The 25,963-nt window shown below is 44.2% G+C and carries 26 protein-coding genes and 1 riboswitch; of the genes, 7 read left to right on the forward strand and 19 right to left on the reverse strand.

All coding sequences use genetic code 11. From position 1 onward, the window contains the following. Nucleotides 1-90 precede the first annotated feature (90 nt). The 5 genes from DL796_RS03780 to DL796_RS03800 all read right to left on the reverse strand — a co-directional run bounded on the left by DL796_RS03780 (nucleotide 91) and on the right by DL796_RS03800 (nucleotide 4,490). Nucleotides 91-483, reverse strand: coding sequence for a DUF6632 domain-containing protein (locus DL796_RS03780; RefSeq protein ID WP_110200125.1), 393 nt, complete (start codon nucleotides 481-483; stop codon nucleotides 91-93). A 359-nt stretch (nucleotides 484-842) separates the two neighbouring features. Further along, on the reverse strand, nucleotides 843-1,190 hold the full coding sequence (locus tag DL796_RS03785) for a DUF488 domain-containing protein (RefSeq protein WP_196597947.1): 348 nt from the start codon (nucleotides 1,188-1,190) through the stop codon (nucleotides 843-845). A gap of 88 nt (nucleotides 1,191-1,278) precedes the next feature. Further along, the gene (locus tag DL796_RS03790) at nucleotides 1,279-2,319 is read right to left on the reverse strand and encodes a cysteine synthase A (RefSeq protein ID WP_110200129.1); all 1,041 of its coding nucleotides are present in this window, start codon (nucleotides 2,317-2,319) and stop codon (nucleotides 1,279-1,281) included. Nucleotides 2,320-2,444: 125 nt separating this feature from the next. Next, nucleotides 2,445-2,813 (reverse strand): MliC family protein, encoded by a 369-nt coding sequence (locus DL796_RS03795; RefSeq protein ID WP_110200131.1) that lies wholly within the window; start codon nucleotides 2,811-2,813, stop codon nucleotides 2,445-2,447. 72 nt (nucleotides 2,814-2,885) lie between these two features. Next, nucleotides 2,886-4,490 (reverse strand): GMC family oxidoreductase, encoded by a 1,605-nt coding sequence (locus DL796_RS03800; protein WP_196597948.1) that lies wholly within the window; start codon nucleotides 4,488-4,490, stop codon nucleotides 2,886-2,888. A gap of 268 nt (nucleotides 4,491-4,758) precedes the next feature. Between DL796_RS03800 and DL796_RS03805 the strand changes: the two genes are divergently transcribed. Continuing rightward, the gene (locus DL796_RS03805; protein ID WP_110200133.1) at nucleotides 4,759-5,955 is read left to right on the forward strand and encodes an MFS transporter; all 1,197 of its coding nucleotides are present in this window, start codon (nucleotides 4,759-4,761) and stop codon (nucleotides 5,953-5,955) included. Nucleotides 5,956-6,572: 617 nt separating this feature from the next. Here the strand turns inward: DL796_RS03805 and DL796_RS03810 are convergent. The 11 genes from DL796_RS03810 to DL796_RS03860 form a co-directional block, all read right to left on the reverse strand. Further along, nucleotides 6,573-7,754 (reverse strand): phospholipase D family protein, encoded by a 1,182-nt coding sequence (locus tag DL796_RS03810; protein ID WP_110200135.1) that lies wholly within the window; start codon nucleotides 7,752-7,754, stop codon nucleotides 6,573-6,575. 95 nt (nucleotides 7,755-7,849) lie between these two features. Further along, a complete protein-coding gene (locus DL796_RS03815; RefSeq protein WP_170114207.1) occupies nucleotides 7,850-8,284 on the reverse strand; it encodes a DUF4304 domain-containing protein in 435 nt (144 codons plus the stop codon). Nucleotides 8,285-8,362: 78 nt separating this feature from the next. After that, on the reverse strand, nucleotides 8,363-8,797 hold the full coding sequence (locus DL796_RS03820) for a hypothetical protein (RefSeq protein ID WP_110200139.1): 435 nt from the start codon (nucleotides 8,795-8,797) through the stop codon (nucleotides 8,363-8,365). Between the two features lie 85 nt (nucleotides 8,798-8,882). Continuing rightward, nucleotides 8,883-9,239 (reverse strand): hypothetical protein, encoded by a 357-nt coding sequence (locus DL796_RS03825; RefSeq protein WP_110200141.1) that lies wholly within the window; start codon nucleotides 9,237-9,239, stop codon nucleotides 8,883-8,885. 321 nt (nucleotides 9,240-9,560) lie between these two features. Continuing rightward, nucleotides 9,561-10,397 carry a phosphotransferase gene (locus DL796_RS03830; protein ID WP_110200143.1) on the reverse strand — a complete coding sequence of 279 codons (837 nt, stop codon included), beginning with the start codon at nucleotides 10,395-10,397 and terminating at the stop codon, nucleotides 9,561-9,563. After that, nucleotides 10,375-10,986 carry a nicotinamide riboside transporter PnuC gene (gene pnuC, locus DL796_RS03835; RefSeq protein ID WP_110200145.1) on the reverse strand — a complete coding sequence of 204 codons (612 nt, stop codon included), beginning with the start codon at nucleotides 10,984-10,986 and terminating at the stop codon, nucleotides 10,375-10,377. Before pnuC ends, DL796_RS03830 begins: the two co-directional genes overlap by 23 nt. 17 nt (nucleotides 10,987-11,003) lie before the next feature. Beyond that, the gene (locus DL796_RS03840; RefSeq protein ID WP_227592958.1) at nucleotides 11,004-11,258 is read right to left on the reverse strand and encodes a thiamine-binding protein; all 255 of its coding nucleotides are present in this window, start codon (nucleotides 11,256-11,258) and stop codon (nucleotides 11,004-11,006) included. A gap of 15 nt (nucleotides 11,259-11,273) precedes the next feature. Continuing rightward, nucleotides 11,274-13,466: a TonB-dependent receptor gene (locus DL796_RS03845; RefSeq protein ID WP_110200149.1), complete on the reverse strand. Its 2,193-nt coding sequence runs from the start codon at nucleotides 13,464-13,466 to the stop codon at nucleotides 11,274-11,276. A 182-nt stretch (nucleotides 13,467-13,648) separates the two neighbouring features. Beyond that, a riboswitch (TPP riboswitch) is annotated at nucleotides 13,649-13,778 on the reverse strand. A 337-nt stretch (nucleotides 13,779-14,115) separates the two neighbouring features. Continuing rightward, nucleotides 14,116-14,532, reverse strand: a complete 417-nt coding sequence (locus tag DL796_RS03850) for a hypothetical protein (RefSeq protein WP_170114208.1) — start codon at nucleotides 14,530-14,532, stop codon at nucleotides 14,116-14,118. 98 nt (nucleotides 14,533-14,630) lie between these two features. Further along, on the reverse strand, nucleotides 14,631-14,948 hold the full coding sequence (locus DL796_RS03855) for a hypothetical protein (protein WP_110200155.1): 318 nt from the start codon (nucleotides 14,946-14,948) through the stop codon (nucleotides 14,631-14,633). Between the two features lie 119 nt (nucleotides 14,949-15,067). After that, nucleotides 15,068-16,216: an SEC-C domain-containing protein gene (locus tag DL796_RS03860; RefSeq protein ID WP_110200157.1), complete on the reverse strand. Its 1,149-nt coding sequence runs from the start codon at nucleotides 16,214-16,216 to the stop codon at nucleotides 15,068-15,070. Nucleotides 16,217-16,647: 431 nt separating this feature from the next. Here DL796_RS03860 and DL796_RS03865 point away from each other — a divergent pair, with 431 nt between their 5' ends. From DL796_RS03865 to DL796_RS03880, 4 genes are all read left to right on the forward strand, one after another. Next, a complete protein-coding gene (locus DL796_RS03865; RefSeq protein ID WP_110200159.1) occupies nucleotides 16,648-18,168 on the forward strand; it encodes a YifB family Mg chelatase-like AAA ATPase in 1,521 nt (506 codons plus the stop codon). Between the two features lie 113 nt (nucleotides 18,169-18,281). Then, the gene (locus tag DL796_RS03870; RefSeq protein WP_110200160.1) at nucleotides 18,282-19,745 is read left to right on the forward strand and encodes an aminotransferase class V-fold PLP-dependent enzyme; all 1,464 of its coding nucleotides are present in this window, start codon (nucleotides 18,282-18,284) and stop codon (nucleotides 19,743-19,745) included. 59 nt (nucleotides 19,746-19,804) lie between these two features. Then, nucleotides 19,805-20,125: an ArsR/SmtB family transcription factor gene (locus tag DL796_RS03875; RefSeq protein ID WP_110200162.1), complete on the forward strand. Its 321-nt coding sequence runs from the start codon at nucleotides 19,805-19,807 to the stop codon at nucleotides 20,123-20,125. Further along, nucleotides 20,122-20,502, forward strand: coding sequence for a rhodanese-like domain-containing protein (locus DL796_RS03880; protein WP_110200164.1), 381 nt, complete (start codon nucleotides 20,122-20,124; stop codon nucleotides 20,500-20,502). Before DL796_RS03875 ends, DL796_RS03880 begins: the two co-directional genes overlap by 4 nt. Before the next feature lie 82 nt (nucleotides 20,503-20,584). Here DL796_RS03880 and DL796_RS03885 read toward each other — a convergent pair whose 3' ends face one another. Then, on the reverse strand, nucleotides 20,585-20,998 hold the full coding sequence (locus DL796_RS03885; protein ID WP_110200166.1) for a DUF6691 family protein: 414 nt from the start codon (nucleotides 20,996-20,998) through the stop codon (nucleotides 20,585-20,587). After that, nucleotides 20,995-21,414: a YeeE/YedE family protein gene (locus DL796_RS03890; RefSeq protein ID WP_110200168.1), complete on the reverse strand. Its 420-nt coding sequence runs from the start codon at nucleotides 21,412-21,414 to the stop codon at nucleotides 20,995-20,997. Before DL796_RS03890 ends, DL796_RS03885 begins: the two co-directional genes overlap by 4 nt. Before the next feature lie 72 nt (nucleotides 21,415-21,486). Between DL796_RS03890 and DL796_RS03895 the strand changes: the two genes are divergently transcribed. Together DL796_RS03895 and rep are read left to right on the forward strand one after the other, a co-directional pair. Further along, a complete protein-coding gene (locus tag DL796_RS03895; protein WP_227592959.1) occupies nucleotides 21,487-22,365 on the forward strand; it encodes an MBL fold metallo-hydrolase in 879 nt (292 codons plus the stop codon). Nucleotides 22,366-22,434: 69 nt separating this feature from the next. Further along, a complete protein-coding gene (rep, locus tag DL796_RS03900; protein WP_110200170.1) occupies nucleotides 22,435-24,459 on the forward strand; it encodes a DNA helicase Rep in 2,025 nt (674 codons plus the stop codon). Nucleotides 24,460-24,783: 324 nt separating this feature from the next. Here rep and fadA read toward each other — a convergent pair whose 3' ends face one another. Then, entirely contained in the window at nucleotides 24,784-25,950 is a 1,167-nt protein-coding gene (gene fadA, locus DL796_RS03905; protein WP_110200172.1) for an acetyl-CoA C-acyltransferase FadA, read from the reverse strand. Nucleotides 25,951-25,963 lie beyond the last annotated feature (13 nt).

Here is a 25,963-nt window from a genome sequence, read left to right on the forward strand (position 1 = left end):
GCTAGCTGAAGAATAGGCATAAAAAAAGGAGAGTGAAATCACTCTCCTTCATTAAACATTTAGAATTTCTGCTTTGCAAACTTGGCTTTCTTAATGACTTTTTTTCGGCCCTAAGTTTTTAGGCATTAGCGTCCATAACACGAAAGCCACCACAAAAAACGCTGGAATATCGCCAAAAATGTTGGCGTGTTCAGCTTCATCGATAATGGCCTGAACCAGCGTGACTCCACCGTGAACTAAACTGGAAACAACGGTAAACCAAATTAAGCTCTTATGATTCATTGGGTTCTTTGCTGCGTACAATAAAAATGCACCTAAGGTGATGTACATTGCCATTAAGACTTGTTCATACTCTGGTTGAGCTGGCGATAGTCCCCAGCCAGAAGGCCAGATCTGCATCATCGCTGGTATACCCGCCATGAAAACTACACCAAAAACACAAAGTGCAACTCGTAAATATTTGAGCTTCTTCTCTCTATTCATGACATATCCTCACTTTACTAACTATTTCCTGAGGTGAAAATGCATCACTCATTACCTTCAGCCTTAACCCTAAACTGATGGTTTAGATTAAGGATCTTTACTCTCTATCTTTTCCCTTTATGCCATTATACTTTCAAAATACAGTTTAAAATTCGGGCACACCGACTTCCCTCTTTTTCGCAAAGGGGCATTTAAAAGATTAGATTACCCCTATAGTGGGGATGATTCATTTTATTTAAAGGACAAATGCTTATTATTGTTGCTTTTTATGCACGTTTATACCGTTTTAACGGTATTTTTATGCATTTAGCGCAATTTAACTGCATTTTCGTAACAAAAACCAGCTGTTTCTGCGCGGTTTAGCCTAATCGGTTTATATACTCTTTCAGAACCACAGCATTGTTATGGTCCGTATCTTTTGCTGCATAGAGTAAGACCAGCGTATTCCTATCAACTTCTTGCAAACGCTCTTTAATGATTTCTTTATTTGCACTAAGTTCTTTTAAATACTTTTTCCGAAAATCAGCCCATTTATCAGAATCATGATCAAACCACTTTCTTAACTCATCGCTCGGGGCTATCTCTTTCCAATGATCGTCTAAGTCAGCATCCTCTTTCGAAATTCCGCGAGGCCACAGTCGATCGACTAAAACACGAAAGCCTTTAGGCTGTTCTTTCTCATAAATTCTATGGACTTTAATTTCCATCACTTAACTCCGTTTTAGTCGAATCGATTTATGAACTAAAAAGTCTTTTTTAGACTTTATTATTGCTGGCAAAGACTTCGGGCAGCATCTAAACTTTAACGACCTTATCCGACATTTCAGCGTATCTTTGCGCTAACTCTTGCGCCGTTTCAAAATCTTCACTGACGCCTTTTTCTTGCAAGAACTCTTGGTTGTACAGTTTTGAAAACGAACGTTCTCCCAAATCACACGCAAAGGTCACGATATTTCTTCCTTTTGGGCCTTGAACCGCCGCCATCACCGCTCCGGCAACGTTTAGCGCTGAACTACTGCCTAGCACTAAGCCATCTTGATCACGCACATAGCGTGAAATCGTCACTAAATCTTGATCAGGTAGCGTCACCGCATGATCAATTTTGGCTTTCTTAAAATTTTCCACTAAGCGCATAATGCCTATACCCTCGGTAAAAGAACCGCCTTCAGCTTTATACTCGCCATTTTTCAAATAATTCACGATTCCCGAACCTTCCGGGTCGACCAACCAAACATCGATATCTTTGTTTTGCTGCTTAAGATAGTCTGAGTTGCCGGCGATGGTACCGCCCGTGCCACAAACGGATACCAGTGCATCTACTTTTCCTGCCGTTTGTTGCCAAACCTCTGGGCCAGTTTGCTCGAAGTGTGCTTTGTAATTGCTCAGGTTTTCAAACTGATTCGCCCACCAATAATCGGTATTTTCTTCGGCGATACGACGAGCGGTATGGTAAAAGTGGTTTTCATTAGCGAAAGGACACGGATCGACCAATTTCAATTCGGCACCGTGCAGCGAAATCATGCGTTCTTTTTCTGGGGTTTGCCCTTTCGGCATCACAGTAAGCATTTTAAAACCAAGCGCCTTGGCCACTAACGCCAAACCAATCCCTGTATTTCCTGCGGTTCCTTCAACAATAGTCATGCCAGGCTTTAGATCGCCGCGCTCTATGGCGTCTAAGACAATCTGTAACGCAGCTCGATCTTTAACCGAACCGCCAGGGTTTTGGAACTCACACTTAACGTAAATATTACTACCCGTTAATTTAGACACTGACTCAAGCTTTACTAAGTCGGTATTTCCAATGAGTTCGGTGACATTACTTTTAATCTTAGACATTTTGAATTCCCAATCCTAAGTTACAGTTGTTCTTGCCTGTTAATCATTATCTCATAGATTGGTCCTAACCCTTATAAAACAAGGGTTAGGATATAGTAGAACTAGATTTGTCACTAGACAGAGCTTTATTTCTCAACACAGCTTTCTAACGTATCGCCGGTCGTTCCATCACTATTATGCTCAAATAAAGTACCCACAGTTCCTGCACCAACGCCTTTGACCCACCACTCATATCGTTCACCAACGTAACGCGTACCACTTCCAGAGACTGCAATCTTCATGGCGTAATCCTGACCTTGATAGTTTACCTTTGCCGTTTCAGTTGATGTATAGCTCACATTAATTGCCTCGCCACTGTCGCATTCATATTGCGTCACCTGCGTTGCCATTTGCTGTGTTGCAGCGTCCGACTCTTTTTTCGAACTCTCAGAGTTGTCGTTACAGGCAGCCAATACAAACACACTTGCCATGGCGATTGAAATTAACTTTTTCATGAGGTTCTCCTAATTCGTTTTCGCCAACCAGCACCCTATTGGTGCGGTCATCCATAACAACACCCTATGGCTTTAAGCCCAATCTTTCAAGATTTTGTCGGCTCCTTTTTCGGCGATCATCACAGTAGGCGCATGAATATTACTGCCGGTAATCCTCGGCATAATCGACGCATCAATCACTCTTAAGCCAGTTAAACCGTGAACTTTCAGATCCGAGTCCACCACTGCCATGTCATCACGCCCCATCTTGCAACCGCCGGCGGTGTGGTAAACCGATTCAACGTGTTGTTTGATCCATTCTTTTAACTGCTCATCGCTTTGTATCTCTTTACCGGGGCGCTCTTCTTCATCATTAAAAGCGGCCAACGCAGGCTGACTGGCAATGTCGCGGCACAGTCGTATGCCTTTGACTAAAGCGTTCAATTCTTTGTCTTTTTCAAAATAATTAGCTTCGATCTTAGGCGCATCAAAAGGATCATTGCTGGCTAACTTAACGCTACCGCAACTTTCGGGGCGTAAGTGACAAATGTGCATCACATAGCCGCTCTTAAGTGGCGTAAACAATCCTCGCCCATGTGGCTCCATGCGCACTGAAGCAAACTGGATCTGCAAATCAGGGATCGGTTGGTCAGGACTGGATTTTATAAAACCACCAACATCGGTGGGTGTCGAAATGAAGTTTTTCTTAAACAGCACTTTGCAAAAGAACTTAATACTTTCCCAGTTAGGTAGTAGCGTTAAAGAGCCACCGGCTTTACTCGAATAACGCACTATCAGGTCTGGATGATCTTGTAGGTTTTCACCGACGCCAGGCAAGTCATGCACCAATGGTATATCGTGAGCCTTTAACTCTGCCTCAGGTCCAACACCAGAAAGCTTTAATACTTGCGGGCTATTAATAACTCCCGAACTCAGTATGACCTCTTTATTGGCGACTAATTGCTCACGTTTACCCTGCCTGCCCTCTCGACTAATTTCCACACCTACAGCTTTTTTATCTTCGAACAAAATCCTAGTTACTTGTGTATTAGTCATCACTGTCAGATTCGGACGCTCAAGAGCTTCATCCAAAAACGCATAAGCCGCATTGGCCCTTTGTCCAAAGGGTGTTTGAGTGACCTGATAAAAACCACAGCCTTCTTGCTCGGCACCATTAAAGTCATCGTTAATTTTATAACCAGCTTGGCCAGACGCTTCAACAAAAGCCTCGCTAATGGGGAATCGGAAGTTAGTATCGACCACATCCATGGTACCTTTGTCAGAATGGTAATCGTTCGCTCCTCTCGACCAGCGTTCCGACTTTTTAAACCAAGGTAAAACGTCTTTGTAACCCCAACCCTCACTGCCAAGCTCAGCCCAATGATCAAAGTCCCAGCGATGACCTCGCGTATAAATCATCGCGTTAATCGAGCTACAGCCGCCTAGACCTTTACCTCGTGGCCAGAAGAAGCGACGGTTTCCGGTATTCGGCTCGGGCTCGCAATGATAGCCCCAGTTGTAACGTTTGCTATTCATTAGAACTAGCATATTTAGTGGGTTGGTTTTACGCACCACATACTTACGATCGCTGCCACCCGCTTCAATCAAGCAAACCTTATGTTCCGGATTCGAACTCAAGCGATTGGCAAGAACGCACCCAGCCGAACCAGCGCCGATAATAATAAAGTCATACATCATAAAATCCGCATCCTTCCAACCTATTCTTCACCATGCCTAACTCCGCGTAACATTATAATTGCCTTACCTTACTATAAGTTTGTATTCTCACACCAACGCAAATTCTGAAATCACACCGTATGCCAGTGGGTTATTAGTTTAATTCTTAATAACAGGTCCGCTTGCCAACTACACAGACTATTTTTATGGCTTATGATACCCTCACACACAGAACAACTTTCAATGCTCAGATTAGAGCAAAACCTTACAAAAATTGAGCAATACCACCATGAGCGAACAGATCGTGAGCACACAAAAGAATTCCGAGCAAACACAGCAAGCCTTTCCTTGGGTAATCATGATCCTGATGTCTTCAGTAACCTTTGTTGGCTTATTATCAGAATTATTACCATCCGGTGTCTTACCTTCAATAATGGCTGACTTAAGCATTTCTGAAATTCAAGCTGGTAATCTTGTCGGCTACTACGCCGTTGCCTCAGCTATCTTTGCCATTCCGCTAATTGCATTAACCATGCAATACAATCGAAAATATTTGCTGCTAGCGTTGCTTAGCGGCTTTGCCGTTTCGAACATCCTTTCCGGCTTAGTCGACGATTACAGCATTATTGTAAGTCTCAGAGTGATAGGCGGTATCTGTGCCGGCATCATGTGGCCGATGATTGCAGCCTACGGCATGCGTTTAGTGGGCAAAGAACACCACGGCAAAGCCATAGCGGTCATTATGGCCGGCTCCACTCTAGGTATCAGTATTGGTATGCCAGTCATGACAGCTATTGGTAACGATTTCGGCTGGAGGTTTGAGTTTGTAGCCTTAGGGTGTTTTATTGCTTTAATCGCGCTTCTCAGCGTTTTTGTGTTGCCTTCGGCGCCGGGAGAAAAGCTCACCAAGAATACATCACCCTTCGCTGTCTTAAAAATACCAGCGGTGCTGATTGTAATGTTACTGACCCTGCTTGGCGTCGTTGCGCACTACGTGGTCTATGTTTATATCACCAGTTTGGTGGAGAACGTTCACTTATCAGGCGGTATCGAAAGCGCCTTACTCTTTTTTGGTATTGGCTCTTTAATATCAGTGCTTCTAGCCGTCAAGCTCACCGACAATCATCTTAGAAGTTTAACTATCGGCATGTTTGTATTATTAGTGCTTTCCATGCTCATACTACGATTTTTCAGCTCGATACCTGGCGCAGGACACTTTGCCTTCTTTATATGGGGATTGTCGTTTGGCCCATTAGTAACTCTATTTCAGGCAGCAGTCAGCCGACAGGTAAAACAAGCTAAAGACATCGCCACCTCGGTGCAGTCGTCCGTCTTTAACCTGTCGATTATGATCGCATCTTCAATAGGCGGCGTGCTACTCGCAAGTTACTCACCAATGAGCTTAGCTTACCTAGCCATCGCCCTATCGATCCCCGGCATACTAATTTCACTTTTCGCTAAAAAGACTTTGGGGAGGGATGAATAAAAGCTAGCGAAAAACTCATAGTGCTTGCCCTAAAACAAAACTAGATGCTTACTAACCCCCGCAAGGCTGTAGCGAAAACAAAAAAAGCCCCAAGTGACAACTTGAGGCTTTGATTCTGAATATTAATTTACTCTGACACCATTAATTTCCGAAAGGCGCAATGTAATGGGCGTCCCGTGCCTGCATTAGTTAAGCGCAATCTACCTACTTTTGCCACTTGTACCAATCTCTTGCAGCCGCCAGAGCACTGAGGACGCACGACCGACACACCCAATATGGATCAGTAAAATTATAAGCTGGGCTCTTGCCACAGTAGCTACACTGTTCTGAAACCGAACCGTCGCTTGTCTCAGTTTCGCTCACTAAATGCTCAAGACAGTTTTCACATGCATACCCCTCAAGACCAGAAGCCGTTGGTCCGCCACAATTCACGAGCCTCAATACGCATTCTCGATTGCATGCGCCTTCAAACGTGAGCCGATCTCGTTTCATATTCAACGCCCCAATCACCGGGCCGGCGTAGTGAAGCGATTTTTGTGGTATAAAGGAGCGCAGCGACACCACAAAAATTGCGTAACGTAGCAGGCTCCGCGTGCATTGGCTTGTTATACCTTTGGCTAGGGTTGATAGAATATTGCATCTAACATCGCTGCCCGACCAAGCCAAACTTGCTTAGCCTCATTTTGCTTTGGTTTAGGCGAGTTCCACCACGCAGAATCCATAATTCGGCATACAACATCATCCCAATAACGCTCATATTCCATCCCAGACTGCTTAATCCCAAAGTCTTTGCAAAGTTGTGTTTTATTTTTCGAATCTAAGCAAACAAACTGGTCTGGTCTTTTTAATGCAAGTAATCTACTAGCGATACTTATGCCGTGTCGTCCATTGGGAAACGCGCGCACAAATTCATCAACATAGGCATCATAGTTATCGCGTGTCACAATTCCTTGCAAGGGTATTTCGTCTAATGCCGATGATATGTGTTTGTTATTTTCGTTGATTGCCTGATGGTAATAGCCTGCGCCTTTCATGCTCCCGAACCAGCCCCAGTATTCGTTCCAAGCATTAGGCAATCCAGCAATAGTTTTCCTCTTGCCCAACTCCATTTCAGCAAAAGTCTTACTTTCAGTGAAACATCCACGCACTAACTCAAGGAGATTGCAGCGCTCTTTAAAGCCATGGTAAGGGTCATCTTTAACTCGCGCCAAAAAAGCATCCCATGACATGGTCATTATTTCAGTGTGAACCGGAGATTTGCTTTTTGTGGTAGGGCTGTAACTGCCAGAAATACGTCTCAATGCTCCTTGCTGAGCCTTCCAAAGCTCTCTGTAAGCTTTTGCTTTTTCGACATCTACAACCTTACCTTGCAGCCAAAAGTCGTCAATTGCCTGTTCTGTTTCTGCACGAAATTCTTCACTGGAATCCTTTGACGTTATATGAACTAGCAATTCAGTATTTTCTGTCAAAGCTCCCTTCGTTAAATTTGCACTTCCAATTAGCAAATCCCAATCTGATTTTGACCAAAAGAGAAAAACCTTTGGATGGAACACACCTTTGGGTTGCATTACAAAATGACAATTATCGAATCCGACAAATTTATCAACAACATCAGGGTGTGTCTGGTAAAAATGCGTTCCAATAACGGCTTTCTTTATCTTGCTTCGAGCAGAATATATGGCATCAAATGCATCTGTACCTGAACTCGCCCAAGCGACAGCGAAGGATATGTTTTCATGCTTTTCAGAAAGCTTCTTCAATTTAGAGTTGAGCGAGCTTCCGCCTTTAGATAACTGCATCTCTTTGCCTTAATTAGGTATAACGCCGCCAGCACAGGCCGGAGCACGCAGTGCGGAGGTCCAGCCCACGAAGTGGGCGATTGTGCCTGGCCTTGTTAGGCACTTTTCATTCTCGACTGCATAGCTGGCACGGCATACTTTGAAATCGCTTCTACAACTTGCCGAACCAGCTCGCTTTCATTTGTTTGGCTATTGAACTCCCACCAGTGATCTAGTTTGGAGGGCATTAAAGTACCAATTCGCTCAGACCAGCCAATCTGCCATTTGGTATTGGCAGAGGGCTTTTGTGGAAAGTAACTGTATTTTTCTCGGCTTTCTTCCCATTCCTGTTTAGGAACCACATAGATGTTAATTGTAAACTTTAAACCCTGTGAGTCGCTGTACAATGATTTTTGAAAGCCAATAAGCGCCCAATATTCATCGGACTTAATTGAGTAAGTTTGACCCGAACCTTTGAGACCACTCTCTCTTAAGGCTGGCGCTAAAGAGATTTTCATCAACTCTTTAAACTTGACTTGCACTGTGCTCATAATGATGCCTAACGCCGCCATAAACGGCGCGAGCTTGCGAGCGTCCGGCGACCGAAGGGAGCGAGTTTAATGGCCTTGTTAGGCATTTGATTCCCCAAGAAACTCGGAGATTAAATGCCATTTTTCTTCATACTCTTCGTAGCAGGGAATATCTTTCAGGTTTACCTTACCCCAATCTTTGCTGCGTGGAGCGGATTCAATTACGCCAACAGGAAAGACATAATACTTTGGAGGAAGCACTTCTTTTTTACCGTCTTTAGAGCCACGATTGAGTAAAACTACAACAACGAAATCACAGCCAAAATTTTTGATAGGGAAGCCACCAGCACCCGTGCGCCACCTACTTTTGACCTGAACCATAGCCGATTTATTTGATTCTGGATTTGTTGCGACCAGGTCATAGCCCGGCATATTCGTATACGTTTTGTACGAAGCTATTTTGTGAAGTAGAAGCTGACCAAGCACTAAAAATTCTGCGCCCTCAGCCTCCAGTCTTGTATCTAATCTTGGCATGATGCTCCCTGATGCCTAACGCCCGCATTTGCGGCGCACCGGAGCGCCAGCGTAGGTGCGTCCGACAACAGCCACTTGTTATAACCTACTTCCACTTAGCCACGGCGTTAGCTTGACAGGAAGTGATGCCAGTCAGCCCATTTCGGCCCATGGAAATCCGAATTCTTTGCTCGTTGACGGGCTCTATATCCCGCCCCTTATTATCTGCGTGCTCCCAAGCGATGGCTGTGAGCTGGCTTTTGCAAGCTGTCGCTACCGCATCACTTTCAGGTATGAATTGATAGCGTGAATAGTAAACGGTGATCGCGAATCCATCGTCCCGTTTTTCGATACCATACTCGGTATCTTTGTCATAGGTTGAAAGAGGTATGTTTGTATGACTGACAGGTGTCGCACATCCAGTCAGCAACATCACAAACAGCAAAGCACCCCAAATTTTCATAGTGACTCCATGTAGTTATAACATTTTATTATACGAATTCGTTCGTAACACTCTATTATTACTACTATTTTTATTCAAGTGTGGGTTTTATTGTTATTTTGAGGATCAGCGGACCTGTTGACCGCTATATCCCGTATATTTAAGACATAATCAGTAGCTTTTTTAGCTATTTCTCATCGCTTATTAAGAATATCGATATTTGCCCTTTGTAAGTATTTACTTACTATCTCATTTAATTTAATAGGGATTGTTTATGACTAAGTCTCGATTTATTATAAGCATTTGTGAAAACCTTCATTTAAACCATTAACTTCTACAGCTCTACTCATTCTCCATATACCAAAGCTCAGAGATAATCTGGTACAAGTCTTTCATCGCTTCAAGCTTGTCTATATCAACCTTTATTCCTGACTGTTTACGGTATTCTGTAACCAACTCCTGTTCCTGTTGGTCGGAAAGATCGAAGTTAACAACGACTCCCGCCAGCTCGAACAGCGGATCGCTTATAGCTGCGTACTCCCAGTCCACCAAAAACAATTGATACCCCGAAAGCAAATTGCCTGGCGAAATATCATTGTGGCAGCTATTCGACGCCACGAAATAACCAGTCAACTTTTGTCCTTGTTTATATAGCGTTTCTAAGCGTAAGGGATCTGCGTTCTTATTGGCTCGCGCGATTTCATAATATTTTGCGAGATGCTTTTTCATATCAAGCTCTGGCAACGATAATTCAGAGTGATGAAGCTCGCTTAATAAACGACTCAACTCAACCACCCGATCAGGGTTATTGAAGTCTTGATTTATTGTCGGTCTAGCATCAAGCCAAGTCGAGACACGAATCACTTCCGTGTCTAACAAACATTTCGGTAACCACTTTGATAAAACCGGATTCTCGCTGACCAAACGAGTCTGTGAAGCATACTCTCCACTTGGAAGCTGTTCGAGTTTTGCCTGATCGACGAACTGGACAAAGTAGTCCTGATGGGCAAGGCTCAATTTAAAGTTAGTATTGGTATCACCGACTTTAAGCAACTGCCAGCTAGCTTGATTGGCGCATTGGCCGACTGTAGTGGGCTGCAATTCAGACATCAATTCAAGCAACTGATGCCAACTTGTTGCTGAATAGCGCCACCAATCAGGCTGTTGTTTGCTGTTCATAGTGTTTTTTCCACCCCAGCCAGCCAACAATTGCCATTAGGGTATATACCGCGAATAGAATGGCGGTAATTAATAAGCCTTTTTCCCAATACAAAAACATAGAGATAAAATCTATCACAACCCAATACAACCAGTTCTCCAGAACTTTCTGCGCCAATAAATAGGTCGTAAATACCGCAAACCAGGTTGTGAACGAATCAATGTATGCAAAGTCCTGCGTGGTGTATTTATCGAGTAGATAGCCGCTGACAGTTACAATAACTGATAGTCCAACAATCCAGCACAAGTGCGTTTTAAATGACCAGCGACTAATCGGCTTGTCATCGCCTTTACGCCCTGTAAAGCGCCATAGATAAAAGCCATAAACTGCCATCAATAAATAATAAATATTAAGCAACGACTCCATGAACAGATTAACGTCAAAGAACAATACGGTGTAAATCGCTGTACTAAAAAAGGCGGCTACCCAACACCAGATGTTTTCTTTAATCGCTAATAGAAGATAAGCAACGGCCAACGCAACCGCCAACCATTCCCAAACGGAAGTAGCCGCTATCTGCTGACCAAATGTTTCTAAGAAGTTGCCCATTCTGTTCCTTATTGCTTTTAATCCGGCTTAACGTCACTGTTTAAAAACTTAGCGACAAACACCTGCTTGCCATAGGTCCTAAACGAATACTCAACGGTTTCATTAACCACCGCCATGACCGACTCAAAGTCACCAAAAATCTGCGTGCTCATGGTATTAACGATAGCTTCAACGCGCTTATCGCCCGTTATACGCTCAACAATGTCCTGAATAATCGGCAGGAACTTATCGTCCAGCGGATACAAACTTAATTCGACTGAAATTCTCATCATGCTTCCTTCTATTTCTTAAAATTGATACGTCGCACGAACACCAACGATTCTTGGTGTGCCATATTGGAAATAAGGTTCTGTTTCATAAAAATTACGCGGATCATTACCGAAGCTACCAAAGCCACGCGTCACAATCGTTTCATCGGTAAGATTACGACCATACACCTCAACTAACCAATCAGCATCCTCATAGGTCAACGCCAGATGCCACAACTGATAATCATCGGCTTTAACCTGATGACGATCCGACAAATAAAACTCGTCTTTGAATTCGGTTTGCAGATTCAGACTCCAGTTGTCGGTCAAGTAAAAATCTGCCCCAGCCATCCACTGCAACTTCGGTGAATGCGCCAGCTCGCGCCCGCTCAAATCAAAAGCCACTGGCGGATTAGCGGTTAAGTCGGCCTCAACATGGGTCAAGCTCTGCAAGTCTTCGAACTCAGTTTTAAGCACACCTAATGAACCATAGAAGTGTACCCAATCCAGCGAATACCAGTTCCATTCAACTTCCGCACCGTAGCTGTTAGCGCCACCGGCGTTAATGTTGTAATCGGTGAAATTACAGGGGCACTCGCCGCCTTCTTGCAAAGTCCGGCCATCGGCCTGTGAAGTGACGTAAGATTGTTTGGACTGTATATCATCGCGGTTTTGATAAAACACAGACGCCTGCAACGTGAGTCCAGCATCGGGCCACATACCTTTAACACCCAGCTCATGATTAAGCATATATTCTGAGTCATACTCGCGTTGCGACTCTGGTAGTTCTTGCGCAGTATTAAAGCCCCCGGCTTTGTAGCCGCGCGACAGTAAGGCATAAAGCATAGTCTGCTCATTAGCCTGATATTCAAGCGAAACCTTACCACCCCAGAAATTCTCAGAACGATAATCGACAAACGGCTGGTTGTCGCTGTAATCAGCGGCCTGACGTTCATAGCGAAGACCACTTGCTAAAGTCCAAGCTTGATTCAATGGAATATCTAGCTGGCCATAAAGCGCAGCATTTCGCGTGTCATATTGGTTAGTGAAATCCACAGGATTAAAGGTGTACTGACGTAACAAATCAACCGACTGGTCACGGAAATAAGCGCCGACCACCCATTGATTCGATAAGGTTTCAGATGATGACTCTGATAAAGAGCCCTGCCCACCTATTAGTTTCACGTCTAAACTCAGGTTGCGGTTGTCTCTTAAGAAACGATCAAATGACGAATACCACCAATCAAAGCCCCAGTCGTCACTATCGCACAGCGTACCCTCACAAATACCTGTATGGCTCCAGTCTTCGTCATACGCATAGTCCAATTCGCTATCAGCAAAAGACAAGGTGCTTTGAAGCTTAGTGGATTCCCATGCCCATTCCGCGATAAAGGAAGCGCCAATGGTTTCTTGGCGATCATGACCTGGTTCATCAGAATAGGTCTGGCGCGTATTGTCGAGACTATAGGCATCGTAACCATTGTCCACATCCACCAAAATCAAATTGGTAGTCAATGAAAAACTATCATCCGGCTGATAAACCAGACGGCCTTTGAGGCTCGACTCATCAAACTTCTGCGTATCCTCGCGCCCCAGGAAGATATTATCGGTATAACCATCACTGCGATACTGGCCCACCGCAAAACGATAGCCCCAGGCATCCGACAATTGATCGCTGCTGATTAAAGAAGCGCTGCGTCCATTGTAAGATTCAAGCGATGCGGAAACCTTCAATAAATCTGCTTCCGGAGCAGCCGACACCATATTGACCAAACCGGCCAAAGCGTTAGCGCCATACAATGTGCCCTGTGGCCCACGGAGAATCTCAACCTGCTGCGTATCCAGCATCAAGGCTCCGCCAGCAATCCCCGTCATATCAATTCCATCAACAATCAGGCCGACTGAATAATTAACCGGCTCAACAAACTCGCTACGCTCGCCTACGCCACGGATCTGAATGAAACGACCACGCGAAGCGCCGGTCGCGAAATTCACATTCGGCGCCAGATTGAAAATACCATCAATGTGATGAGCATTGTTCTTACGAGCCGTCTCACTATCAACAACGGTCACACTCGACGGCAAGGTCAAAGGACTCTCGGACAGGTGCTCGGCAGTAACCACCAAAGTTTCCACCCCGTCTTCCAACTGTTCCTCAGCAAGCGCACCAAGCGACGCCACAAACAGACTGGTCAGAACAAAGGGTTTGGAAGAACGAATAGCGTGTTTCAAAAGACAACTCCACAATACATTAAGTATTCAGCAATGATGCAATTTATTAACAACGGGCTGCGGAGTAATAACAGAAAGGGCAAAGATACGAGCTTATAAGGCCAATCAATCCCTGTAAAACAATCGACCTCAAGCGAATTAAAAACAAAAAAGCCAAAGGTCATTCCATAAGCGGCAAAGCAAATCATCTGCACTCCCTGTCCCTACGCCGGAATAACCCAGATCAGGTTCTAAGGGTCTGGCGCTCAATCAGTCATTAACAACAACCGCATTGAGCCAATTCTCAGGCAAAAGCCGCCCCTCGGGAATGGCCTGCATTATACACGTCTTAAAAATAAACAGCGAATAGAAAGATAGTGGTGTCATTGTGAGGGCTTGGGGATATCCGTAAGGTCAACAGATAACCAGCTGCATGGGTGCGTCTTGGGTAGATCCTGCACTAGGGGCCCGCTCTTGGTCGAGGTTTGTGCATGTCCGAAACTTTATTCTCGATCTTACGAATTATCAAAAATACTAAATAAAAGTAGAATGATTACTACCGCACTTTGCACTTTTTTTGTCACCTAACGCCGCCATAAATTGCGTCTTTGTAGTTGATTGTTTTGTGGTAGCGTAGCGTAAAACCACAAAACAAGCGACGGAAAAGCCGTCAATTTGATGGCCTTGTTAAATGCTGACCGCCAACCCAACTAGGCTTGTTGACATAGTGGTAGTGGAACAGCAAGCCAGTTACACCACCGGCCAAATTCCAATAGATATTCTCTAGAGAGGTAGAAAAACCAAAACAAGCGAATGTGACTGCCAAGCCAAGTGAGGATGCCGTGTAATAGTTAGCGAGATTATATTTGGCTAGAACAACATAGACTGGCCCAGCGACTACCATTGCAATAAAGCAGGAAGCAATGGCAGTAATGAAGTAGAACAGTACCGCCCCGCCAATTGCATCACCAATAAGCTCCCAACCATCACCCATGAACGAAGCAAACATTCCAATAAAGACCACCACGCTCCCCGAAAACGAGGAATAGACAGCACTGGTAAAAATATTGGCGATGATTTTCTTCATAGACATTTAACGCCCGCATTTGGGGCCGTAGTGAAGCGCAGCGTAACGGAGGTCCCAGCCCCGCAGGGGCGAACAACATGCGTTTGTTAGGTGTGGCGCTACCACGGACGAACACCTTTTTTAGCTGGGCTGACGGTGCCGTTTTTTAGATTTACAATGAAGTCTAGGCCAATCCAGTTGCCAGCTATAAGCTGACCGTCTTTTACCTGAATATCCATATATGCTTTATCTTCATTCTTTCCACCTGCCGGGCATTCTTGAATTACCCAAGCAAGGTCACCATCTGCTTTATAAGCCTCAATATTTCTATTTAGCTTCTCACGAGGATAATCAGAAAGAGCATTATTAGAAGGATAACGTCTGATTATTTCCAATCCCTCAATTTCAATTCTCTGTTTAATATTACCAGTATCCATGAGTACACCTAACGCCCGCATTTGCGGCTGGTTTGGAGCGCAGCGGAAAAATTGTCCGATAACAGTACCTTGTAGGTGTTTTTGTGAAGGGGTACGACACAAGAGATATGCCATAGAATCTACACTATCATCCAGTCGACAAGTCTTTGTTCGTTAGCGGTATACGCTCCGCCCTCATAATAGGTTGCATTTGCATATTGCTGAAGCTTTGTTTGTTTATTGTCGTCTAGAGCATCCCACCACTGATGGGAGAAGAATGTGTTTTCACAATTAACAAGGCAATACTGCACAAAAATATCGCCTTTTTCGTCATCGGGCAGGTCATCAAAACTTTCGACCACGCGTTCTGGGTGTGGGTCACCCTTCAACCATACAAATATGATAGCCCCGCCGCCATCAGTATTAACTACGGTATGAGATAGCATTTCTGCATCTTTGCTAATGTCCCACATATCAATTAGCTTGTTGCCTAGAAAATCAAATTCGCAGTGAATAATACTTGAACTTACAACATCTAGTTTTCCATTAAAAAAGTAGCACGCGCTTTCGAACTTATCATAATTATCCCAACGAATTGCCTCTTCCAGAATATCTCGATAATTTCCGTTTTCTTCTAGGGATTTTTTTTGACCTTCAATATTTTCTGAAATTGAAAGCTGAATGTTAATTTGACGATCAATTTCCATGCCTCGATCAATCACGCTTCGCTGAAACTCAAGCGATTCGACTAGAGCCTGTTTTTTATAATATTCATTACAGACATTTCTAAAAGCATGAAGGACGCATTGCTTGTGATCACCCGTAAAAGTCGATGTTTCTATTGGGCTGAAAAGGCTTGAGTCGTGAAAAGAGCAGAAACCTGGAAAAACCGATGCTTTCCTCCAGCTTATTGATTTGGCTTCTGCAGCCCCGCCTTCTTGTGTTACTTGAGATTGCATTACATGTCCGGATGAGCTCACGATCCTTTCTAACGGTCCCTTTCGCTGAATGGTATGCGCATCGATTATTTGTCCTCTGCAGGTATCGACAGATGCGAGAGGATGCATGCAACCGCGCTTTCTCCAAAAAACTTTTCTTTGGAGATTTAGAATCTTTCCCAAAGGGTAAGGTTGCTCTTCACCTCTTCCTCTATGGCACTTTTTATACTTTTTCCCTGAGCCACACCAGCATGCTTCGAAGTGCTTCCGCTTTCTAAGCGCGTCCACGACAAATGGATGCTGATTATCAACTTCAAAAACTCGAAAAGGATTCGGAGGTATATTGATCATCGTGCTTGAGACTCCTCCTCAGCTAACATTTTATTATACGAATTCGTGCGTAACACTCTATTATCATTATGTTTTTTTTACAAGTGTTACAAAAGTAGCTATTTTGGGGATTAGCGGACTTCAAAACCGCTATATCTAGTATATTTACGACATTATCAGTAACTTTTTCAGCCATGTCTCACCTCTTTTTAAGAATATCGATATTTCCCCGTTGTAAGTATTCACTTACCATTTCTGTAACTTTAACAAGGATTGTTTATGGCTAAATCTCGATTTATTACAAGCATTCGTGAAACCTTCAATTAAATCGTTACAGTTACCCAACCTAAAAAGCCTATATCTACTGGATCATGGGGTTTATTCGTTTTCATAGGAATAAAGAAAAGGGCGAATGCAGTTAAAAGCCCTCTCGATAATTTATAAGGATATTTATGTCGCTCGCTGTTGTGTTTTCCCGTGCTGGGATGGGAATCGAGGCACCACTCGTTACGGTTGAGGTTCATCTGTCTCATGGTTTACCGAGCCTCAATATCGTGGGCTTGCCGGAGGCGGCGGTTAAGGAGAGCAAGGATCGCGTGCGCAGTGCGATTATTAATTCTAACTTTGAGTTTCCCGCGCGCCGTATTACGATTAATCTCGCACCTGCGGATCTGCCCAAAGACGGCGGGCGCTTTGATCTGCCGATCGCTTTAGGGATTTTAGCGGCCTCGGAGCAGATCCCTGCCGAGCGTTTGTCTACCTTTGAATTTATTGGTGAGTTAGCGCTAACTGGTGAGTTACGCCCTGTTAAAGGGACTTTACCAGTAGCTTTGTCTTGCACCGAAGCTAAGCGGACTTTGGTTGTACCCAAAGATAATGCTGAAGAAGCTGGGCTAGTTCCTTCGAATAATACGCTCTATGCCGAGCATTTATTAGAGGTCTGCCAGAGCCTAGCCCATAACCAACCTTTGCCCGAGTGCGTTTCTAATACTTCACTTAACCATTTTAGCTTTGCCACCGATATGTCTGACGTTATCGCGCAGGAATCGGCTAAACGAGCCATGACGATTGCCGCGAGTGGTAAGCATCACTTGATGTTTATTGGCCCTCCTGGGACTGGCAAAAGTATGTTGGCATCACGAATGCCGACGATATTAACCCCAATGTCAGAACAAGAAGCGAAAGAATCAGCTTCGATTTACTCGGTGAGCCACCTCGGTTTCGACGCGACCACTTATTTTTCCCGCAAATACCGCGATCCGCACCACTCCTGCTCTGCTCCTGCCTTAATAGGCGGCGGAAGTCAGCCAAAGCCTGGCGAAATTAGCTTGGCGCATAAGGGCGTTTTATTTTTAGATGAGCTCACCGAGTTTTCGAGGCAAGTGTTGGATAACTTACGAGAGCCACTCGAAACCGGTCGCGTCACGATTTCACGTGCCGCGCATCAGGCCGAATATCCCGCCGATTTCTTACTTTTAGCCGCGACCAACCCTTGTCCTTGTGGGCATTTCGGCAATCAAAAGCAACATTGTCGCTGTACGCCCGACAATATTCGTCGTTATTTAAGTAAGATTTCAGGGCCACTGCTCGATCGTATCGATATGCAGGTTGAAGTGCCGTTAATTTCGCAAGACGACCTACTCAACGGTCGCCAACGTAAACAAATATCCAGCGCTGAAATTCGCCAAGCGGTCGAATCCAGCCAAAAACTACAGTTTAAGCGCCAAGGAAAGCTTAATGGGCAGCTCGAATCAGCTGATATCGAGCAATACTGTACGCTAGGTAAAGGTTCTAAAGACCTATTAACTAAAGCGTTAAACCAGCTCAACCTTTCCGCCCGCTCATATCATCGGATCTTGAAAGTCTCTCGCACCATTGCCGATCTAGAGCAATCAGAGCTGATCGAACCTAAGCACATCAGCGAAACACTAAACTACCGCAAAATGGAGCGTTATCTAGCGCAGCTTCCTTAACACGATAATACGAAGTATTTAAAGTGCTTTGTGTTCGTCATTCTTTCCTTGTATTAGCGAAGTGCTCACTATATATTAGGAAACATTAATATTATCAATTTCAATTTTCTCTTATGAGTCTTACAGAGCACTTTTCGCGTTTTAGACAGCACATTATTGGTGAAGGTCACGACTATTCCGAGTCCAGCCATAACCGTGACATCTTGTATGCGGATTGGACCGCCAGTGGTCGCCTTTATCGTCCGATTGAGGATTTTATAATCAATGAGTTAGGGCCTTACGTTGCCAATACTCATACCGAAACCACGCTCACTGGCACGACTATGACCGAGGCTTATCACGATGCGCAAAAAATCATTAAGAAGCATGTGAACGCTCACCCGAGCGACGTGTTAATCGCGGCCGGCTCGGGGATGACGCTAGTGATTAACAAGTTTCAGCGTATGTTGGGCTTGCGTGTTCCAGAGAAGTGGCGCGAGCGTTTGGATATCGCGGAACACGAAAAGCCGTTGGTTTTGGTTACGCACATGGAACACCATTCCAACCAAACCACTTGGCATGAGTGTGAAGTGACGCTAGAGATTGTACGCTCTGATAAAGAGGGTCGTCCTGATTTAGACCATATGCGTGAATTGCTGGAACAGTACAAAGAGCGCCTAGTAAAGATTGGCTCTTTTACCGCTTGCAGTAACGTTACCGGGATAACTACGCCTTACCATGAAATGGCTGAAATCATGCATGAACATGGTGGCCTTTGCTTTGTTGATTTCGCAGCTTCAGCGCCTTATGTCGATATTGATATGCACCCTGAAAACCCTGCGCAACGTCTCGACGCGATCTTTATGTCACCTCATAAGTTTTTAGGCGGCCCAGGTAGCAGCGGTATTTTGATTTTTGATGAAAAGTTATATAACTGCAAAGTTCCCGATCAACCTGGTGGCGGTACCGTTTCTTGGACCAACCCTTGGGGCGAGCACCGTTTCTTCGATAATATCGAAGCGCGAGAAGATGGTGGCACACCTGCTTTTTTACAAACCATTAAGGCGGCTTTAGCGATTAAACTTAAAGACGCGATGCAAGTTGACAAAATTAAGCAGCGCGAAGAGCAGCTGGTTAAAATTTTATTAGAGGGTTTACGCCAGCACCCTGACGTTCGTATTTTAGAAGATCAGCAAAACGATCGTCTTTGCATCGTTTCGTTTTATGTATTGGGCATTCACCACAATTTATTAGTGCGTTTATTAAACGATCGCTTAGGCATTCAAAGTCGTGGTGGTTGCTCTTGTGCCGGAACTTATGGCCACCTATTACTTGGCGTCGATCAATTGCAAAGCCATGAAATCACCAACCGCATCGATCAAGGTGACTTGACTGATAAACCTGGTTGGGTACGCATTTCGTTACACCCGACCAACACTGATGAAGAAGCTCGTTTTTTAGTGGAGTCTATTCACGAAGTTATTTCTAACGCAGAAGCTTGGTCTAAAGACTATGATTTTGATCAAAGCTCTGGCGAGTTCCGCCCGAAACATAAACAAAAGCCTCTGCGCTCTTTATCAGACTTTAGTGCGCTATAATTGCGCATCTTAGTGCCATAAGGCACAATTTTAATAGATTAGAATAGACTGGTGTTAGGATGGACGTAGTAAACATTACTGATGAGATGCAAAAACATTCGGCTCAAGCTGCTCGATTTTTAAAGAATATTTCTAACGAGCAACGATTGCTTATTTTATGTCTTTTACATGAACAAGAATTATCAGTCGGACAGCTGAATCAGATGATTCCTAAGCTCAGCCAGTCAGCACTCTCACAGCACTTAGCGCTTTTACGTAAAGAAGGCTTAGTAACGACTCGCCGCGATTCACAAACGATTTACTATCGGTTGTCGTCAAACGAAGCCACACAAATCATACATTTATTACACACATTATTTTGTAAGGAAGAATGCTCATGAAACCTTGTGTTGCTGAATACCTTAAATCAGTAAAGTCTCAAATTAATGAAGTTAATGTTGAGCACCTAAAACAATCAGAACTTGCCGATGCACTTATTCTTGATGTGCGTGAACCTCAGGAGCATCAGCAGGGCATAATCCCAAATGCGACGCCATTGCCGCGCGGCGTTCTGGAGTTCAAACTTTTCGACTTACCCGCGTTAAAAGATTTATCAGAAGAAGAAGCTCACAATAAACCTATCTATGTTTATTGCGCATCAGGTGGCCGTTCCGCCTGTGCTGCTCTCACATTACAAAACTTAGGTTTTAAGCAGGTTGCTTCTGTTGCTGGTGGCTATCAGGAATGGACGAAATCTGGCGGTGAAGTTTCTCAATAACTTCTATTCAATAGAAGGCAATAGAAGGTCTCTGCAACTCTTGCCGTAGAGACCTTCTTATTTCATTAAAGTTTATCCTGTCCTAATTTTTTCCGACCATTAATCTCGCTACAATCATACCGATCACTAAGGGCACTAAAAACCACATCAGTTCTGTAATGATGAGCGGCGACACGCTAATAGCAGGGCCTGGGCAGTAGCCACTTAAGCCCCAGCCGATCCCAAAAAGAGCGCTGCCGGTGATTAATTTAGTATCGATATCACCCTGCTTAATTTGTGCGCGCTCTTCCTTAGTTAACAACAAACTAAAGCCTGGTACAGAAACTAATAGTGCGCCGCCCATGACCCAAGCCAAGGTTGGATCCCAATCGCCGAAGATATCTAAAAAGCCTTGGACTTTGTCGGGGTTAATCATTTGTGACATGGATAAGCCGAAACCAAAGAGCGTTCCACAAATCAGTGCGATTATCATTTTAGTGATAGCTGTTTTCTTCATGATACGCCCCCCATTATCGCGACCGTTATAACCGCAGTCGCCATAAATATTATGGTTGCCACGATTGACCGTTTAGACAAACGCCCTATTCCACAAACGCCATGACCGCTGGTACAACCGTTACCAATGTAAGTGCCTATTCCCACTAACAAGCCAGATGCAACCAACAACTCTTTTGGGTAACCTTGTCGGAGCGCTGGCTCTACATTATAGAAAGCACTATATATTAGGGTTCCAAGCATCAAGCCAATTAAAAACAATAACGGCCACCAGTCGCCGATAGAGCTTTTACTGGACGTTATAAGTCGCTTGACCATGCCACTGATACCAGCAATTTTACGCATGCTAATAAAGAACACTATTGAGGAGACGCCAATCATCATGCCTCCAATTAATGCTTGCCACTGAATGTCCAAAGTTACACCACAATTTGATTATTAGAGTTTTCTAATATATTATCCTTACATCACTTTTTCAATCTTTATCGAATGATGTCTGACATAAATAACGAAAAAATCAGTATCACCCCTTTCTATCACGAAGATACAGGGACTTGGAGCTATGTTGTGACAGACAAAGCGACCAGTATTACGGCTATCGTCGATCCTGTGTTGGATTTTGATCTACCCTCAGGAGAAGCCAGTTATGAATCTGCGGATGAACTGGTGCAATTTGTTAAAAACAATAATTTGCAGTTCCAATGGGTATTAGAAACCCATGCTCACGCCGATCACTTAACGGCGGCACCTTATATTAAAGAAAAACTTGGTGGCAAAATCGTTATTGGCGAAGGCATTCGTGAGGTTCAAAAGCACTTTGTCGACAAGCTTAATCTTGATGTCAAAGCCGATGGCAGCCAGTTTGATCTGTTGATGCGTGAGGGCGAAACCTTACCTCTTGGTGAATCAAACTTTAAGGCACACCCTACTCCTGGGCACACTAACGATAGTATGAGCTATGAAATCGAAGGTAATGTCTTTATTGGTGACACTTTCTTCCACCCCGATCTAGGCACTGCTCGCTGTGATTTTCCAGGTGGTAGCGCGGCTAAGCTATTCAAAAGCCTTCAGTTTTTACTTTCTTTCCCTGACGACTATAAACTATGGCTATGCCACGATTACCCAGAAGATCGCGAAGCTGTGGCGTGCACTACGGTTGCGGAGCAAAAGAACAATGTTCACTTTAAAAAGTCCGGTGGCGATCCTGAGGTGTATACCAAAATTCGAACCGAGCGTGATAGCACTCTGAGCGTGCCACGACTTATTTTTCCATCCTTACAGGTCAATATTCGCGCGGGGCAATTCCCCGACGATGAATCAAATGGTCGTAAGTATTTGAAAATGCCTCTTTCCATCAAGAAAAGCTGATTTTCGTTGCGCCCTTTGGCGGTGAGTTGCTAAACTTGCCGCCAACTTCAATTACCAAATTGTGTAGCCTTGTCCTTACCTCAGCTCAATCAACGTCAACAACAAGCACTCCTTAACACATCGGGTCCACTTTTAGTGCTAGCCGGTGCCGGCAGTGGTAAAACAAGTGTAATTACACGCAAAATCGTCTACCTCATTAAAGAGCGAAAAATCCCTGCGCGCAATATTGTCGCGGTAACTTTTACGAATAAAGCCGCGCGCGAAATGAAGCAACGTGTGGGCAAGATCGCTGGTCAGAACGCGACTAAAGGTTTAACGGTTTCGACCTTCCACAACTTTGGTCTTAACTTTATTCGTCGCGAATATAAAACCTTGCAAATGAAGTCCAACTTCACGATTTTCGACGATCAAGACAGTCTCGCACTCCTTAAAGACTTAGGCTTTAAAGAAGCAGAAAGTGATAAAGCATTATTATCACAGTTGCAAAACCAAATTTCGCAATGGAAGAACGATTTGATTCTTCCAGAGCAAGCAATCGCTGAAGCCAATACTCAAGAACTTTTGGTGTTCGCCAAGGTTTACGAAAAGTACGCGCGCAGCATGAAGGCTTATAACGCAGTCGATTTCGACGATCTCATTTTAATTCCAACACTACTGTTACGTGACAATGTTGAAATACGCGAAAAGTGGCAGAGTAAAATTAAGTATTTGCTCGTCGACGAGTATCAAGATACCAACACCAGCCAATATGAGCTGATTAAACATTTAGTCGGCCAGTTCGGTAACTTTACCGTGGTTGGTGATGACGATCAGTCGATATATTCATGGCGTGGCGCGCGACCTGAAAACCTTGATCAGTTAGCCAAAGACTTCCCTAACCTACAAGTCACCAAGCTCGAGCAAAACTACCGTTCTTATGGACGTATTTTGAAAGCGGCTAACGTTCTTATCGATAACAACCCTCACGTTTTTGAAAAGAAGCTTTGGTCAGACAAACCTTATGGCGATCCCTTGCGTGTTGTTACTTGTGCCAACGAAGATGACGAAGCGTTAAAAGTAGTCACCGAAATTATTTCGCGTAAAATCCGCACAAAAAATGGCAAGTATTCTGACTTCGCTATTCTTTACCGCGGAAATCACCAAGCAAAATTATTCGAAAAAGCTTTAATCGCCAACAAAGTTCCTTACAAAATTTCAGGCAGCACCTCCTTTTTTGGTCGTTCAGAAATTAAAGACATTATGGCCTATCTTCGTCTGCTTACTAACGAAGATGATGATAATGCTTTTCTAAGAATCGCTAATACTCCCAGACGCTCAATAGGCCCGACGACCTTAGAGCAGCTCGGCACTTATGCGCAGAAACGCCATATCAGTTTGTATGCGGCGAGTTTTGAGATGGGGCTTGAACAATATTTAACCGGCAAAGGTTTAGATTCGGTGCGCCGATTTACCGACACTATTTCTCGCGCGGCTGACAATGTTAAGCGTGGTGATAGTCTTGGCGTAATCCACGACCTAATTGCGAAAATTGGTTATCACTCTTGGCTACACGAAACATCTAGCACGCCTAAAGCCGCTGAATTTCGTTGGAATAATATCCAAGAACTCTTAGGCTGGGTTGAAAAATACGTTGACGAAAACGAACACGAAGACAACCCATTCGCGGCGGCTGTCGCTAATCTCATGCTTCGCGACATGCTAGATAGGAACGAAGAGGAAGAAGAAGACTCGAATCAAGTTCAATTAATGACCTTACATGCGGCTAAGGGTCTCGAATTTAACCATGTTTATTTAGTGGGCATGGAAGAAGAGTTTTTACCGCATAAATCGAGTATCGAAAATGACGATATCGAAGAAGAACGACGACTCGCCTACGTTGGTATTACCCGCGCACAAAAAACTCTAGTGTTCACTCTGTGTAAAAAGCGTAATAAATTTGGTGAGGTTATTAACTGTGAGCCAAGCCGCTTCTTAGAAGAGATCCCGGCCGAGGATTTAGACTGGGATATTAAAAGAGAACCATTATCGGAAACCGAGCAAGAAGAACTCGCGGACAGTAATTTTTCGATGCTGAAGTCTCTTTTTAACGATTAGCCTAATAATTGTGTTCCATAAATATTACAGCTTTAGTCTTTTTTAACTTTCTTACATTCTAGAACTTGCAAATACTCTATGGTTTTGCAAATAATGCTATTAGATACATTGCACAGGAGGTGGTAAATGTCGTTTTTAGAGTGGATTATCATTAGCATTGCTTGTCTGCTTGTTTTTTTAATTGGCTATGCTGGGGTTACGGGTCGTTCAATATTTTCTTTTAAAGAAGACAAGGATCATCACGGCCGGAAACAATAACCGATTTTTTGAGTAGCAATAAAAAAGACTTCCGAAGAAGCCTTTTTTACTTAATGTGCCTAGAGCTTAATTCAGTCTCTGGAACACGGTTGCGATACCTTGACCTAGACCGATACACATAGTCGCGATACCAAACTCCTTATCCTTGTCTTCCATCAAACGCAACAAAGTTGTTGATATACGAGAACCTGAGCAACCCAGCGGGTGACCTAAAGCAATTGCGCCACCATTTAGGTTGACCTTATCTTCAAAGTTACTACGTAAGCCCAGACCATCCAATACTGCAATCGATTGTGCGGCGAATGCTTCATTCAACTCAAACAAGTCGATATCTTCTATCTTCATGTTGGCTCGTGCCAAAGCTTTTTTCACCGCAGGAACTGGTCCAAAGCCCATGATTGACGGATCACATCCGGCAACGCCCATTGATACGATCTTAGCGATAGGCTCCAAACCTAAGCTCTCAGCTTTCTCTTTAGACATTACAAGCATAGCCGATGCACCGTCTGAGATGGCTGATGATGTTGCCGCTGTCACCGAACCATTTCTTGGATCGAATACTGGACGCAACTTAGCCAAGTCTTCAACCGTCGACTCAGGACGAATAACTTCGTCATAATCAAACAGTTTCAACTGACCTTTTTCATCATGGCCTTCCATCGCTAAAATTTCTTTAGCAAATCGACCTTCAACGGTCGCTTTATGCGCAAGCTGATGCGAGCGGTAACCGAACTCATCCTGCTCTTGGCGTGATACTTTATACATATTGGCGAGCATTTCAGCGGTCAAGCCCATCATGCCAGCGGCTTTAGCTGTGTATTTCGCCAACTCTGGATCAAAGTCGATACCATGGTTCATCGGCACATGCCCCATGTGCTCAACTCCACCAATGATGAAAACATCACCGTCACCGACCATGATCGAGCGTGTTGCTGTGTGTAGCGCTTCCATCGAAGAACCGCATAAACGGTTTACCGTTTGACCAGCGACATGATGCGGTAAATCGGTTTTTAGCATAGCGTTACGCGCAATGTTGAAGCCCTGCTCTAGTGTTTGCTGTACACAACCCCAGATTACGTCTTCAACGTCAGCAGGATCTAACTTGTCATTACGATCCAATAAACCTTGCATTAATCGAGCCGATAATTCTTCTGCTCGTGTATTTCTAAACATTCCGCCTTTCGAGCGACCCATTGGGGTACGAATGGCGTCTACAATAACTACTTCTTTCATCGTTAGCTCCCAG

This window comes from Kangiella spongicola, assembly GCF_003194565.2.
Classification (GTDB): Bacteria; Pseudomonadota; Gammaproteobacteria; order Enterobacterales; family Kangiellaceae; genus Kangiella; species Kangiella spongicola.